At 60.7% G+C, this 14,100-nt stretch carries 12 protein-coding genes; 5 read left to right on the top strand and 7 right to left on the bottom strand.

All coding sequences use genetic code 11. The features are described from left to right. Window positions 1-5 precede the first annotated feature (5 nt). Together E4K64_RS01895 and E4K64_RS01890 are read right to left on the bottom strand one after the other, a co-directional pair. Window positions 6-290, bottom strand: a complete 285-nt coding sequence (locus E4K64_RS01895) for a hypothetical protein (protein ID WP_135161893.1) — start codon at window positions 288-290, stop codon at window positions 6-8. Window positions 291-427: 137 nt separating this feature from the next. Continuing rightward, the gene (locus E4K64_RS01890; protein WP_135161892.1) at window positions 428-4,942 is read right to left on the bottom strand and encodes a response regulator transcription factor; all 4,515 of its coding nucleotides are present in this window, start codon (window positions 4,940-4,942) and stop codon (window positions 428-430) included. Between the two features lie 134 nt (window positions 4,943-5,076). Between E4K64_RS01890 and E4K64_RS01885 the strand changes: the two genes are divergently transcribed. Beyond that, window positions 5,077-5,412, top strand: coding sequence for a nuclear transport factor 2 family protein (locus tag E4K64_RS01885; protein WP_235884478.1), 336 nt, complete (start codon window positions 5,077-5,079; stop codon window positions 5,410-5,412). A gap of 458 nt (window positions 5,413-5,870) precedes the next feature. On the opposite strand, the gene E4K64_RS01880 is transcribed toward E4K64_RS01885, so the two are convergent. Further along, on the bottom strand, window positions 5,871-6,077 hold the full coding sequence (locus tag E4K64_RS01880; RefSeq protein ID WP_235884476.1) for a hypothetical protein: 207 nt from the start codon (window positions 6,075-6,077) through the stop codon (window positions 5,871-5,873). A 236-nt stretch (window positions 6,078-6,313) separates the two neighbouring features. Here E4K64_RS01880 and E4K64_RS01875 point away from each other — a divergent pair, with 236 nt between their 5' ends. After that, window positions 6,314-6,730 carry a hypothetical protein gene (locus E4K64_RS01875; protein ID WP_167771749.1) on the top strand — a complete coding sequence of 139 codons (417 nt, stop codon included), beginning with the start codon at window positions 6,314-6,316 and terminating at the stop codon, window positions 6,728-6,730. A 71-nt stretch (window positions 6,731-6,801) separates the two neighbouring features. Here E4K64_RS01875 and E4K64_RS01870 read toward each other — a convergent pair whose 3' ends face one another. Then, window positions 6,802-7,140, bottom strand: coding sequence for a hypothetical protein (locus E4K64_RS01870; RefSeq protein WP_135161891.1), 339 nt, complete (start codon window positions 7,138-7,140; stop codon window positions 6,802-6,804). Window positions 7,141-7,640: 500 nt separating this feature from the next. Here E4K64_RS01870 and E4K64_RS40155 point away from each other — a divergent pair, with 500 nt between their 5' ends. Beyond that, complete coding sequence (locus E4K64_RS40155; RefSeq protein ID WP_167771748.1) at window positions 7,641-7,811, top strand: hypothetical protein; 171 nt, start codon at window positions 7,641-7,643, stop codon at window positions 7,809-7,811. A gap of 80 nt (window positions 7,812-7,891) precedes the next feature. Here E4K64_RS40155 and E4K64_RS01865 read toward each other — a convergent pair whose 3' ends face one another. Further along, window positions 7,892-8,410 carry a hypothetical protein gene (locus E4K64_RS01865; RefSeq protein WP_167771747.1) on the bottom strand — a complete coding sequence of 173 codons (519 nt, stop codon included), beginning with the start codon at window positions 8,408-8,410 and terminating at the stop codon, window positions 7,892-7,894. 254 nt (window positions 8,411-8,664) lie between these two features. Between E4K64_RS01865 and E4K64_RS01860 the strand changes: the two genes are divergently transcribed. Beyond that, entirely contained in the window at window positions 8,665-8,865 is a 201-nt protein-coding gene (locus E4K64_RS01860; protein ID WP_135161890.1) for a hypothetical protein, read from the top strand. Window positions 8,866-9,133: 268 nt separating this feature from the next. On the opposite strand, the gene E4K64_RS01855 is transcribed toward E4K64_RS01860, so the two are convergent. Continuing rightward, window positions 9,134-10,687, bottom strand: a complete 1,554-nt coding sequence (locus E4K64_RS01855) for an OpgC domain-containing protein (RefSeq protein ID WP_235884475.1) — start codon at window positions 10,685-10,687, stop codon at window positions 9,134-9,136. A 711-nt stretch (window positions 10,688-11,398) separates the two neighbouring features. Here E4K64_RS01855 and E4K64_RS41740 point away from each other — a divergent pair. Then, the gene (locus E4K64_RS41740) at window positions 11,399-11,893 is read left to right on the top strand and encodes a DUF3551 domain-containing protein (RefSeq protein WP_347338621.1); all 495 of its coding nucleotides are present in this window, start codon (window positions 11,399-11,401) and stop codon (window positions 11,891-11,893) included. 271 nt (window positions 11,894-12,164) lie between these two features. Here E4K64_RS41740 and E4K64_RS01845 read toward each other — a convergent pair whose 3' ends face one another. Continuing rightward, window positions 12,165-13,700 (bottom strand): PAS domain-containing sensor histidine kinase, encoded by a 1,536-nt coding sequence (locus E4K64_RS01845; RefSeq protein ID WP_135161888.1) that lies wholly within the window; start codon window positions 13,698-13,700, stop codon window positions 12,165-12,167. Window positions 13,701-14,100 lie beyond the last annotated feature (400 nt).

Raw genomic sequence — 14,100 nt, 5'->3', positions numbered from 1 at the left:
CGAGATTACGGCGTCACGGGATTGACGACCGGGGACGTCTTGGGCCCCGGCCGCGCCGGCTCGATCGGCGATTTCGGAGTGGTCGGAAGCACCTTGGCCCCAGCGGCCCGTGCTGCTTCGCCCGTGGTCGCATACATCGCGACCTGGGCCGGCTGGGTCTTGGCGCGATTCCAGGGACCGTGATCGACGATCAGCATGGCCGCAATCGTCACGCCGGCGACGACCAATGCGATCACGCCGGGATGGCGAAGGGCGGTAGAGATCGAACTGCCAAAGCGACGGCTTTTCATCACAGAATCCGCTGTTTGTCCTGTCGCAGGTTAACTCGAAAGCGCCCCTGCCGGTTCCCCGGCGCCGTCAACCTGGTTCCGCTGGACATCGGGCCGCGCCGGTGCGCTGCTGCCTGTCTTCGAGCAATGAGGATGCTTCAAATCAGCAGATCATGAGGCCCATGTGGAATGCCGGGATGCGGACCATGATGGTCCTGCTGCGCCGCGTGTTCTTCCGGAACGTGAGGGACCGTCTCGACGATCGTCCTGAGCCCTCCCTGACCGAGCGCGGCGTGCGGATTATGAAGCTCTTGAGGCTCGGCGAACTCGACGAGCGTTGCAGCAGCTGCCTCGCCATCGAAGCGGAATACTGGCTCTTGATCGGCGCCCCAAAGTTCGGACGCAGCCTTTGCCGGCTGCGCGGCTAGTGATGCGTTTGCACCGGAATGCGCACCCTGCTGCGAGTTGCCGTGGTCCGTGCTGTCGTTGGTTGCGATGCTCTCGCCTGCGTCCACTTCTTTGGCAGAAGCCGAGTGGCCCGAATTGCCGTGCTCGGGGCTGCCGGACTCTGCTGCTCCTGGGGCGTCGCTTGAATCCTGGGGATGATGCTCATTGTCATCGGGGGCGCCGCTGTCCAGTTTGAACTTGGCTCCCGCCATCTCCATGGCCGCGGTCTTTGCCGACACCGGCTCCGCAGCGTGCTGTGGGCGGCCTTGCTCGGTGTCGTCAGTTGCGACGATCTCGCCCGCTTCCGCTCCTTTGCCAGCAGCCGAGTGGTCCGGATTGCTGTGATCCGCGCCGCCGGGCTCTGCCGTCTTCGCTGCTCCTTGCGGACCGTCCAAAGCCTGGGAATGATACTCAATATCCTTGATATCCTTGCCGGCGCCGTCGTCCGGTTTGGACTTCGCTTCGGCCATCTCCGTGGCTGGCGTCTTTGCAGGCTCCGGCTCCGCAGCATGCTGCGGTTTGCCGTGGTCCGTGCTGTCGTTGGTTGCGACGCCCTCGCCTACGTCCGCTTCTTTGGCAGAAGTCGAGTGGCCCGAATTGCCGTGCTCGGCGCTGCCGGACTCTGCTGCTCCTGGGGCGTCGCTTGAAGCCTGGGAATGATGCTCATTGTCATCGGGGGCGCCGCTGTCCAGTTTGAACTTGGCTCCCGCCATCTCCATGGCCGCGGTCTTTGCCGACACCGGCTCCGCGGCGTGCTGTGGGCGGCCTTGCTCCGTGTCGTCAGTTGCGACGATCTCGCCCGCGTCCGCTCCTTTGCCAGCAGCCGAGTGGTCCGGATTGCTGTGATCCGCGCCGCCGCGCTCTGCCGTCTTCGCAGCTCCTTGCGGACCGTCCAAAGCCTGGGAATGATGCTCATTATCCCTGCCGGCGCCGCTGTCCGGTTTGGACTTCGCTTCGGCCATCTCCGTGGCCGCGGGCTTTGCCGATACCGGCTCCGCAGCGTGCTGTGGGCGGCCTTGCTCCGTGTCCTCAGTTGCGACGCTCTCGCCCGCGTCCGCTCCTTTGCCAGCAGCCGAGTGGTCCGGATTGCTGTGATCCGCGCCGCCGCGCTCTGCCGTCTTCGCTGCTCCTTGCGGACCGTCCAAAGCCTGGGAATGATGCTCATTATCCCTGCCGGCGCCGCTGTCCGGTTTGGACTTCGCTTCGGCCATCTCCGTGGCTGGCGTCTTTGCAGGCTCCGGCTCCGCAGCATGCTGCGGTTTGCCGTGGTCAATGTTGTCGGTCGTTGCGATGCTCTCGCCTGCGTCCGCTTCTTTGGCAGAAGCAGAGTGGCGCGAATTGCCGTGCTCGGCGCTGCCGGACTCTGCTGCTCCTGGGGCGTCGCTCGAAGCCTGGGAATGATGCTCATTATCCCTGCCGGCGCCGCCGTCCGGTTTGGACTTCGCTTCGGCCATCCCCGTGGCCGCGGGCTTTGCCGATACCGGCTCCGCAGCGTGCTGTGGGCGGCCTTGCTCCGTGTCCTCAGTTGCGACGCTCTCGCCCGCTTCCGCTCCTTTGCCAGCAGCCGAGTGGCCCGAATTGCTGTGATCCGCGCCGCCGGGCTCTGCCCTCTTCGCTGCTCCTTGCGGACCGTCCGAAGCCTGGGAATGATGCTCATTATCCTTGCCGGCGCCGCTGTCCGGTTTGGACTTCGCTTCGGCCATCTCCGTGGCTGGCGTCTTTGCAGGCTCCGGCTCCGCAGCATGCTGCGATTTGCCCTGGTCCGTGCTGTCGTTGGTTGCGACGCTGTCGCCGGCGTCCACTTCTTTGGCAGAGTGGCCGGAGCTGCTGTGTTCGGCGCCGCCGGACTCTGCTGCTCCTGGGGCGTCGCTCGAAGCCTGGGAATGATGCCCATTGTCATTCCCGGCGCCGTCGTCGGATTTGGACTTCGCTTCGGCCATCTCCGCGGCCTTCGCCGATCCCTGGTCCGAAGCGTGCTCAGAGTTGCCCCGGCCGGTGCTGTCGGCCGTCTCGAGGCCCAACGGGACGATCTGGTTCTGCGTGGTCGACTGAGCACCGTTGTTCGGACTGACCGGCCCACTCTTCGAGGTGAGATCTTCGACTGCCGCAGGCGGCGCACCATGACCTGGCGCGGGCAATGATCCGGAGGCCGGCAAACCGGAAGCACCAGCACTCTCCTCCGTCGTGTTCGCCGAGTCGCGCGTGAAGGCGCTGGACTTTACCGACGTCCCGGCGCCAGTCCGAACTTTCGTGAATTGGAAGCTCAGGCCGTCATCCGTCAAAGCGCTCCACACTCCGGCCGCCGCAAGCGCACTCTCGCTCGCACGGATATTGTCCGCGCTCGAAACAGCCTCATCGGTTGCGGTCGCCGATATCAGCGCCTGTTCGAGCTGCTCCAAGGTAAAGGTGACAGCTACACCATCTTGTGGGGCGACGACCCCCGCCTCCGCAACCGTAACGATCCCCTGCAAATGGATTTCCAGCAGGCCGCGATCCCCGATCTCAAGGATGTGGTCGGTCGGATTGACATAGACGATCGTTTGGTTGCTTGCGGGATCGTAGATCCAGGCGAGGGTATGTGGCGGGATGGATTTGGTCGCCGCCGTCAGATGCAGCCAAGCAAGCGCCCCGAAAGCTGCAAGATTGAGCCTGCCCGGCCCGGATGCGACATCGAGGACGGAGTCGGAAGAGCTGGACTTGGAATCGGGCGGGCTGCGATGCACAGCGTTTTCAACGCTGCCACCCATCAGTTGATCACGGCCATCTCCGCCCGGGTCGGAAGGGTGACCAGGATCCAAGACGCCATCGACTTTTTGGCCATTGTCGCCCGCGGTGCCCTGGGCCGTTTGCCCCTGAACGCCTTGCTGAACGATGTTATCGCTTCCGGTGACAAGGCCAGAAGGCCCGCCAAAATCGTGCGAAAAGAACTGCCGGGCTGAGTTCTCGGCGCGACCAGCGTCAACATGCGTGATCGCGGCGAGCTTTGTGGTCGCATCGTCTCCGGTGCCGGTCAGGAAGCTGTCGATCGATGCTTGATCCAACTCACGCGCCTGCGCGGCGAGACCGGGATCGTTGAGGGCGTAGATCAACGCGCCGGCGACAGCGGCGAAGGTGCCATAGCCGCCGGGGATCGACGTCGGAGGGAAAGCCAACCGCGGAAGGTGATCTTCCGCGGCAGGACCATCTCCCGTCAGACTGCCGTTGGGTCCTCGCAGCAAAGGCGCAGGCAGACTTGCCGTGCCGGATCCAACAGCAGCGCCGTCTTTCCACGGCCTCAAACCCAGGAATTGCTCCGCCGCGCGCAGCGCTTCCATTGCCGCCGCCGGGTTCGTGGCTTGGCTTGCTTTGGCAAAAAAGTCTCTCTCCGCGAACGCGGGCGTCCCGCCGGATTTCGAGACGATGAGATGCTGGAGAATGGCTTTCTTCCAGATCTCAACTCCCGCGTGCTCGTCCGTCTGATCGGAGCCATCGTCATGCGCAAACATGTCGCTTGCGTCCGCGGCCTTGAGTTCGTCGGCAATGGCGAACGCCAGGAAGGCCAGAGCGAGCGCGCTGAAGCCGGAGGTGCGTTGCAACAGCGAGATGGTCGCAAGCACCGTTCTGTTGGTGATCTCAAGCTTCTGAAAGATATTGTGCAGGTGGACTTTGACTGTGCCTTGCGACAGGTCGAGTTGGCGCGCGATCTCCTTGTTCGACATTCCCTCCGAGACCAGCCGGACAATCTGACGTTCCCGCGGCGTCAACAGTTCCAGCATCTTATCTATCTTGCCGCCGCCATCAGCCTCCTTGCCGGCTGGCGCGAGATCGGACTGCTCCAGCGACACACCGTTCTTCGCCATCTGCCGCAGTGATCGCAGCATGGGGCCGGGAGCGGCATACTTCGAAATTGCGCTGCAGGCGCCGGCTGCAACCGCAGCGGTGAGATCGGGGTCGGTGTCGGACTCGGTAAAGAACACCAGACGCGTGGGGAACTTCTCGGCTTTCGCGACCACGAGGATTTCGGATGCCGTCAAATCCGGCAGGTTGTCGGCAATAACCGCGACGTCGGGCGACAAATTCCTGATAGCCTCGAGGCAGCTTGTCCCATCGCTGGTCGACGCGACAACATCGAAATCCTGCTGTGTCCCGAGGATCGACTTCAGTCCATGCAGGACGATCGGTTGCCGATCGACGAGCACAAGCCGGATGGGTTTGGGGATCCCCTGCTTGGCGGACGCGTCCAACATCGACTTTTCCTCGGCCCGGTCTCTATGTCCTACGGCATATGGCCGTGGCCGGGAGGGGCATTAAAATACAATTAATCGATTGAAAAAAGAGGCTTGGCGGGTTTCCGCAGCCTATATCATTTGGACGGCAATAGGTGAAAAGTCTCTCCTTCGACCCGATGGCCATTGCGGTTGACTGGCTTGATGCCTATCGCGCGGGCGATATTGAAGCGATCTTGGACCTCCATGCCGATGATGCCGTGGTGCACTGCGGTTGCTGCGGCGCGCAAACCATCGCTGGCCGCGAGGCACTCCGGGCCTATTGGATCGATCGCCTTCGAAAATATCCGGCGGGCATGTTGGACGATCTCAATCCTTCGGACGATAGAACCGTGATCTCTTACGCCACCAGCACCGGTGTCATGAGCGCGGTTTTGGCGTTTGACGCCGCCGGGAGGATCAAGGTTCTGGACTGCAGTCCCCTGCCCTAGCAGGGCAATCCATAGGGGAGCGCTCTCGCCTGTGGCCATCCTTCGAGACGCCCGCCGTTGGCGGGCCCTCAGGATGAGGACCGGATGCGCGGCACGAGTTTCAACAAGCACCAATGCTGCTTAGCCTCATCCTCAGGAGACCGCGAGGCGGTCGTCTCGAAGGGCGAGGCGCGCGCTCAGGTCTCGCCACGCTCTGCGAGCGCGTCGGCCGAAAAGCGGGAGAGGCCGAGCAAGCCTGCAGACGGTCCCCGTATCATTCATATGCGATTGACCTGCCTGCCCTGGGGGCCTTCGGCGCGATCCGGGCCGCCATCCTTGGTATCTCCGCAACTAACTCCCGAACACGATTCGCAAGGCGATCACGATGACCGCCGAGATGAGAAACGAAATCGCCAGCAGCGTCCAAACCGGCCTTGTGCTTCCGCGGGCTATGCGCGCGACGAGCATTTTCATGCTCGTCAACATTCGCCGCCGGGAAGCCGGTCCAGGTAGGCTATCCCGAAGCTGGCGAGTTCTTCGGCATCGCTCTCGCGCTCTTCCCTCCTCCTGAGCAGATGGCGTTCCAGCAGGCTTCGCCGACTGTCGCATGCGTCGACGTCGGGATGCCGCGCCCGGTACACCGTCCAGGCGGTTTCGGCGGCTTTCTTCAAGACGGCGTCGTCCACGATGCTTGCTCTCCAGGACACGGATCCATCGCTGCCAACTCAAGGCATTCCTGATGTTTCCAATTCTTCCCGGCATCTTTAGTCGAACGGACGACATCGCCCAGCACGGTTTCGCTCGTGTGCTCTCGGTGCAAGCGTGGAATTGGCTTCACCAGGACAGCTCGCAACTATTGCCTATTTTTCCCGTTATCTCCGGGGCGGAAGCAATGGCGATGTGAGATGTGAAAGGTGTCCCGATGAAGAAGATCGCGCTGTCGGCCCTGATGGCCGGCGCTCTTGGTTTGAGTTCGATCGCTGCGACGTCTCCGGCTGAAGCCCATTGGCGCGGCTGGGGACCGGGCCTTGCCGGCGGCCTTGTCGCAGGTGCCGTGATCGGCGGGCTTGCCTCCTCGGCGTATGGATGGGGCCCCGGCTATGGCTATTACGGCTACGGTCCTGGCTATTACGGCGCCGGCTATTATGGCGGCCCATACGCCTACGATTATGCGTACGATGCACCGTATCGCTGGGGCGGCGGATACACCGCAACCACCTACTACACGCAGCCCGTTTCCTACGGCTATCGCTATCGCCGCATCGTGCGCCCTGCCTACGCCTATTACCGCGGATCATACCCCGTGGTGCGGCATCGTTGGCATCATCACCACTGGTAAGCGCTGCGCGTCATCTCGATGCGGCCGCGCTCCCAATAAGCGCGGCCTTTTCGATGAGGCGCGGCGTTTCGCTAGGTTCGCGGCGCCGGCTGCGGCGGCGCAGCAGGTTGCTGCGAGGGTGCGGCGGGCGGCTTGGTCGGCTCCGCCGGCGTAACAGAATCTCCCCCGCCATGAGGCACACAGGTCCCGACGTTGCTCAGCAGTCTTTTCGCCTCGAGTTCGCGGGCTTTCCTATAATCGCTACGCCGGTCGATTCTTGCTGCGGCCAAGCGGTCCCACGCATCGAACGCGTCAGAGTAATGCTGTCGCATCTGCGCCTCGGCCGACAGGCAGTCGCTGAACTTGTCGAATACGAGATCGGTGTTGACGGGCGCGACGCCACCGACGAGGACCACAAGCATCCATTTCATGGCGTCCGCCTACATTCGCGCTGCGTACCGGGAACGATGATGCGTCGGCAAAGTTCCGGCCGCGTCGTGCCACTTTTTGTCGCCTTGGGTTCAGCATGAAGCTCAACGCCTAGTCTAGGGAGTTCAGCCTTCATAACCGTGCTCAACTCTGGGTGGCTTTCGGAGCCGAGTGCTTTGTAGAGGTTTTCACGGGAAGGGTCGGCATCCTTGGCCAAAGGCAGCCATCCCCACGAGCGCGTGCCACAGGGCCGATGGCTTCGTTACAAGCCGGGGTCATGGGTCTCTACGTCGGCTTACCAATGCAAAGCGGAAACCTGCCACGAGTGTGGTCGGCGGCTCATGACCCGGAAGCGACGCGGGCCTAGGTTCGCAGAACCTGATTGCCTGTCCGTTCCCATCGGCCCCTTGGTGGTGGCGAAGCACCGCCAAGTATACCTCTGTATGATCCAATTGCGGAGCTCATGGAGTAGCATCGGTCCTGTTTTGAGGGGGACTTCAATATGGATCTGCTCCGCGCAGAGAAGATCGCAGAAATCGAAAATAATTCGGACCGGAGATGTCGTCACTGCGACAAGCAGCTGGTGCTAGTTCGCGCGATCCTGAACATGGAAACCGGGATCCTCATCCACCTGTTCGAATGCGAATGCGGCGAACGCATCTGGAACGACTGAGGCCGCCTCAGTTGGCGGCCTCTTCGTACGATATGACGTCGCGAGGAATTCCTGCGCAACCTGCAGGTGGCAGTTACTCGTCACCATTCGACAACGTCGTTGCGAGCGATGGAGCCGGCCGCAATTTGAAGTAATGAACCAATCACCCAACAGCATGCGATCGCGATGATCGAACGTTCAGACAGGACCTGATCAACGACAATCATGCTGACAGACAGAAACGCTGCAATCGCGGCAACGAACGTGCCTGCTGCACTGAGGATCTCAGCCGCATCTGCACCTCGGTTTCGTTCTTCCGGTAGTCTCGAAGCCGATCCCTGAGCACGACGGGCAGGCAGATCGATGCCGATATAGAAGCTGAAAGCTCCGTAGAGCATCATCAACAAGATGAGCCAGCCGTTGCCAAACAGCGCGTTGTCCAGGCGCATCAATGCTGCGGCCACGTACAGACCGGATGCGCCTCCAACCGAAGCGAGTCCGATCCTTTCAAGGAGGTGCGCCGATCTGATGAGAGCAGAAGGAGCGACCCATATGGTAGCTGCCCTATAAGTGTACTTCGCCACAGACAATGCGCCGGGAACTACATTGTTAATTTTCATGTTGTTCCTCCTCTAACAGGTGGCCTGTCGCTCACGACGGTTAGCGGACCGCGCGTGCGACGTGTTTGGAATAGCAATTTTGAAAAAATAGTTTGCCTACCGACGGCACTGGGCTGCCACTTAGGTGGAGGCGGAGACTTCGGTGCGTCGCCGCTTGTGCAGCTGTCAGGCAAGCAATCCGCTTGACCGCTACAAGAACGCTACTTCGTTTCGGGTCCAGGGCCTAAGGAATAATGACTGTGAGTCGAGACGGTATGAAGAATCTGGCCGGTATTTCTTCACCTTATCAACGAAACAACGAGCGAAGGCATCGCGGCACGCTTCTCAATGATGAGGAGTCCTTCCGGATTGCACGGATCAGTCGCGTTAAGGCCACGCGGAAGGAACCTTTCGATGGTCGTTGGAAATCTCCAGATCAGGCGCGATATGCCCGCTATTACCTGGGCGCGGGCTAACCGGATTTATGAGTACCGGGAATCCAGACGCAGTAGCCGTCTTATTGAAGCTCACCGTCTTGGTCGGTTGCCAGCTCATGACCGCCCCATAGCCGACCATAGCGGCGCCGCGGAGTACGGCAGCGCCCTCCTCAACATTATTGCCGCCGGTTCCGTTGCCAGTGCGAGCGTGCCGGAGTGAGACCAATGAATCTAAACCGTGCCGTTAAGACGAATACCTACTGGAGCATTGCCAAGGACAAGTGCTGCGACCCTCCAACTCTCCAAGTCATCGCGGCTGCCGCCTGGGCTTCATCCGGATGGAGTCCAGCAGCGCTGCGGCCGCAATCATCAGCAGAATGCCAGCGAGGCTGAGCGCGAGGCTTAGCGCGATCTGCATCGCAAAGCCACTCGAAATGCCAACCATTACTATTTGGCTGGCGAGCGCCAGCAGAACACCGAGGCAATAGATTGCCAGCGAATTCTCACCACAGAGGATCGCTGCGCGCATCAGCGGCATCGGCAGTGCCCGCCAATCGCGAGGTACTAGCCATACCGCCAAGAGCGCAAGCGCCAAAAAATGCAGCAGCCGCAAGGGAGCGAGATTCGATTTGTCGACTTCGTAAATCACCTTGGCGAGCGCTCGTGGGACCAGATCTTGCAGGGTGGCGACCCACCAACTCAACGCAACGACCAGACTAAGAGTCAGGTAGAGAACTGCAAATACCAGCATCACGCGGCAGGTCATAAGAGGCCAAACTCGCTTGCCCGCAATGACATACCAAGCGCCGAGCACGACCAGCAACTGCCACGCCAGCGGGTTGAAGAACCACACGTTGTCGGGCCATGCCGGGACGACCCAACCGAAGACGTGCACCATTGCATAAAGCAACAGCGACGCGCCGAGTGTCGTGTTCGGCACTCGCATCAGCAACCACAACAGCGGTGCGAACAAAAGATGATAGACCACGAAGATCGGCAGGATGTCGATATTGACGGGACGGTATTGCAGGATCGCCGCATGCGCCAGAGCCGCACCGGGATACTCAAGCAAAAGGCGCGTGTTGCTCTCATCCGCGAGCCGGCCACCACCGCTCAGGTAAACCATGACGGCGCAAGCCACCGTTAGCAGCAGAAATGCTGCATAGATATCCCAGCTTCGCCGCAGCGTACGTGTGATGACGCCGGGCCAACCGTCGCGCGCATGTGCACTGCCGTAAGCCAGCGCGCAGGTCACGCCGGACACGAACATGAACATTTCCGCGCTATCGCTGAAGCCGTAGTTCCGCAGCGTTAGCCAGCTTCCGGCGTTATTGGGGAAATGATTCAAAAAGATGCACCAGAGCGCGATGCCGCGGCAAGCATCGATCCGTCGGTCGCGGCCTGGCCCTTTCAGCTGCGGCGGCGCGCCACCCAACAGTCTCGCAGGCGCCGCGAGCAACTCGGGTCTAGGCTGCGGAGGCAGACCGCGCAACGCCTTCGTATTTCGTTCGATCTCCGCCAGCTTCTGGCGAACGAAAAAGTTCAGCGCTGTCCGATTCTTGTCGAGATCGACAGACACGTGCTCAACGGAACACGATCGCATCGGCTCCCGGGCATCAGACAGGTCGATCGAACTGATAGCCACCATCTCGACGAAAGAGCCGCGGGGTGCGGGCAACAATATCATAGTGGCGATGGGCCGAAAGGATGGGAGCGACAATTCATGTATTCCTTCCATCAATTCTTCGTCGCTAACCACTTCATATGAGCCAGCCGGTAATATTCGCTCGAAGCTTGTGATCCTGAAAGGGTGCTCGAACTCGATGGTTTCACGTCGTGACCGGGTGCTTGTCATGATCATCCTCGCTCGTTGGCGAGGACGCGCCGGGATGGCGGATAGCAGCTGGCAAATAGAGGCGATTTCGCGGGTGCTGAACGCTCAATGACGAGCTATTCGTTACTTTGGGCAAAAGCGATTCCACTGCAAACCGAGACTGGAAACTCCGCCTCATAGCCTTGCGCGTCCGGACTAATAGTTATCGAATATTCGTCGCCGTTCCGGCAGCCAATTCGGCAAGCACCGCCTCAGATTCGGTGGCGCCTGATACACGGTCCAAACCACAGCACCACAGCCCTGCTTTCTGTTTTCCAAATCGGACCTTCAGAAAGCGAGTTGCTTAGCCTGATCCAGTGCAAGGCACCTTCATCGTCATTTTGTGACGGCATGGGCCGTTGTGAACGACTCGGGAGCGACGAAGCCCTAGAAATCCAACGAAATATTGTATCTCGTGAACAAGCTGATTGCTGCTACCGCCCGGAACTGAGCCCTGACTCAGATGATTGGTGGACAGCGAGGTTGCCGCAGCAGCGACAGTCTGCAAGCAGTGGCACTAACATCGCGAAAAGATGCCAAGATGGGGCTGACTGATACCGTTTGGAGCCGGGTCAGCTCGGCTGAAATCTTGAGTGTCAGTGCGTTGCCTGGCGACGTACTGGATGCCGGACCCGGCCACACAGACCTATTCAGTTGGAAGACCATGATCTTATCAATGGCGAACGCAACACACGAATTATGAACGCGCGGAGGTTTCACACAACCGGTGTGGCATCGAAGGGCAGCGGCGCACGAGACGATACCGCCCACGACTTTGGTACTGCTGTTGAGGGGCGAACGGACATCCGAGAGCATCCAAACCAAGCGCCAGAATTGTCTAGTGGCTATCGGCTTACGGGTGGCCTTTTGAGGCTCCACTTGCTTTCGACATGTTCTATAATCCGTCGGCTTTACATGATGGAGGGTCGAATGCGACTAGCTTTGCTTACCGGGGTCCTGCTGATGGGACTTTCTTCAGCAGCAGAGGCCGGCCGCGACTATCCCTGGTGCGTCTTCGGTGGCCATGCCGCTGCTCCCGAGTGCATGTATGAGACGAGAGAGCAGTGCCTGGCTTCGGCATCCGGACGGTGGACCACCTATTGCGATATCAATCCGCGCGTGAGATTCCAGCAGCAGGCGCCGGGCCCGACAGGATGTGAATCTCGGGGACGCCGATGCGCGCCGAGACCGTGAGTCGTTCAGTCGGGCTCTGACCGTACGATCATGCCTGGCTTCCGCTTCTGGCCCTTCGGCGAAGTGGCAGCATCGTTCCACGAGGTCCGCTTGTTGAGGCTTGGCGAACAAGATTTGCCTCAGGTTTGAGCTGTTCGAATTTTGACCCGGAGCGGACTTGCCACCCGGTCGTCATGTGAGGCGATGAGCCGATCTTGGTCAATCCGAGCGGGGATGCGTTTGAGGCCGTTAACTCCAGCCTGCGCAACGCCCGCTCCTGAAAGAATGTGGATCACCCCTGTTCCGAGGGCAGGCTGAACTGAAACACGGCCCCCCGCGGTTCATTCGCACCAGTCCAAAGTCGTCCTCCGTGCGCCTCGATGATCGATTGGCAAATCGACAAGCCCATGCCGGTCCCGTTCGGCTTGGTGGTGTAGAAGGGCTCGAACAGGCGGTCAACGATAGCCACGTCAAGTCCGGGTCCGGTATCCCGTACGCTGACAACAACGAGATTCGAGGCATCTGCAGCCGAGCTGATCCGCAGCTTCCGTCCGTCAACGTCGAGGCCGTCCATTGCCTCGATCGCGTTGAGGATCAGATTGAGAACAACCTGTTGCAGCTGAACGCGATAGCCCTTCACGAGCGGCAAGCCCGGAGCGAGGTCGGTCTCGATCAAGACATCATGTTTGAACAGCTCGCTACGGGCTATGGTGATCACGTCCAGGATTGCACTATTGACATCGACGCTCTCCTTCGGCGCCGGAGCTTTCTTGATCAAGGAACGGATCCAACTGATGATCTCGCCGCCTCGCTTGGCTTCTGCGACAATGGATGCGAGCGCCTGCCGTGCCTTTTCCAAATTCGGAGATGGCGATCCTAGCCAGTTCAGTGCGGCCTCTGCGTTGCAGAACATCGCGGTGATTGGTTGGCTCAATTCGTGTGTCACCGAAGCCGTGACCTGGCCCATTGCCGCCGCGCGATTGGCGTGTGTCAGTTCAGCCTGCATCTCGCGGAACGTCTCGGCGGTTCGCTTGCGTTCCGTGATGTCGCGGCTCAGACAAATGATTCGTGACTGGCCGCCTTCGCGGAATTCCCGCATGCGGACTTCGACGGGAAACACGGTGCCGTCCTTTCGGCAATAGCGCCTCTCGAGCGTAGCGATGCCGCCAGCCCTCAGGCGCTCCCGGTTGCTCCGCCATGTCGCTTCATCCATCTCCAGATCGAACAAGGCCCCAGTTGCCCCAACCAGTTCAGCCCGGCTGTAGCCGAGACTTTCGCAGGCATTCCGATTCACATCGAGAACGCGACCATCTTCACTGTGGAGCATGAACGTATCGGTCGCGTGGTCCACGAAGGTACGGAAACGGGCCTCGCTCTCGATCAGCGCCTGTTCGGCTCGCTTTCGCTCCGTGACGTGGCGCCCCACACCGCGATAGCCCACGAAGTTCCCCATCTCGTCAAAGATGGGCAGCCCAGAGACGGAAATATAGCGCTTGCCGCCGTCGGGCGTCGGCCGCGCGAGCTCGAAATCGCGAAACGGGAGGTGGGCGTCGAGTATCTCCCGGTGCTTGCGCCAGCCATCTGCATCGGGCTCCAGATACGGGACCTCCCATCGTGTCCTGCCAATCTCGGAGACCGGCGGCTCGGGAAGAGCCTCGGCGAACTCCTGGCGGATGAATCGATGCTGCGCGTCCGTTTCCCAGTACACATCGAAGGAGAACTGCACCAGGGTGCGAAAGCGCTCCTCGCTCTCGCGCAGTGCCTCCTCGGGGCGCTTGCGCTCATTCGAATCGAGCGCGACGGACGGCGCTTGAATCGGATGTTGCATGATGACCTCTTGCTCACGCGCGATGGATCAATCGACAGATTTCTCGTACCGGGTTGAAGACCCGTCTTTCGCCCCGGAGTCGCAAATAGCGCCGGCGATGGCTCATGATGCCCGGCGGGTTGAAGCTGGCCTCGCAGCACCTAAGATCGATCGGGAATATGCCTTCTGAGGACTATACCCCCGGATACAAGGCTTCTCTATAGCCATATGGCTGTGACGGCCCCAGCTCGAAGCACGGCGAGCTGGAATCCCGCTCCATCAACGCTTGCGTGTGAGGCGGACCCCGTCTCGTGCCGCGGGGCATCGACTCGCACGTCGACCCATAGCAGACATGCGAAGCAGACGAACAAGGTGCACCACCTCCGAAACCGACGAGCCGGGACAGACAACGACTGCAGCG

This window comes from Bradyrhizobium frederickii, from assembly GCF_004570865.1.
GTDB lineage: Bacteria > Pseudomonadota > Alphaproteobacteria > Rhizobiales > Xanthobacteraceae > Bradyrhizobium > Bradyrhizobium frederickii.
The sequence above is the reverse complement of the archived record's forward strand: the minus strand, read 5'-3'. Positions and strand labels throughout refer to the sequence as shown.

Excerpts from the sequence above, each read along its gene's own strand:
- E4K64_RS01895 (WP_135161893.1), bottom strand. The coding sequence starts at position 290 with ATGAAAAGCCGTCGCTTTGGCAGTTCGATCTCTACCGCCCTTCGCCAT.
- E4K64_RS01860 (WP_135161890.1), top strand. The coding sequence starts at position 8,665 with ATGAAGAATCTGGCCGGTATTTCTTCACCTTATCAACGAAACAACGAG.
- E4K64_RS01890 (WP_135161892.1), bottom strand. The coding sequence starts at position 4,942 with ATGTTGGACGCGTCCGCCAAGCAGGGGATCCCCAAACCCATCCGGCTT.
- E4K64_RS01855 (WP_235884475.1), bottom strand. The coding sequence starts at position 10,687 with ATGATCATGACAAGCACCCGGTCACGACGTGAAACCATCGAGTTCGAG.
- E4K64_RS01865 (WP_167771747.1), bottom strand. The coding sequence starts at position 8,410 with ATGAAAATTAACAATGTAGTTCCCGGCGCATTGTCTGTGGCGAAGTAC.
- E4K64_RS40155 (WP_167771748.1), top strand. The coding sequence starts at position 7,641 with ATGGATCTGCTCCGCGCAGAGAAGATCGCAGAAATCGAAAATAATTCG.
- E4K64_RS01870 (WP_135161891.1), bottom strand. The coding sequence starts at position 7,140 with ATGAAATGGATGCTTGTGGTCCTCGTCGGTGGCGTCGCGCCCGTCAAC.
- E4K64_RS01845 (WP_135161888.1), bottom strand. The coding sequence starts at position 13,700 with ATGCAACATCCGATTCAAGCGCCGTCCGTCGCGCTCGATTCGAATGAG.
- E4K64_RS41740 (WP_347338621.1), top strand. The coding sequence starts at position 11,399 with ATGAACGCGCGGAGGTTTCACACAACCGGTGTGGCATCGAAGGGCAGC.
- E4K64_RS01875 (WP_167771749.1), top strand. The coding sequence starts at position 6,314 with ATGAAGAAGATCGCGCTGTCGGCCCTGATGGCCGGCGCTCTTGGTTTG.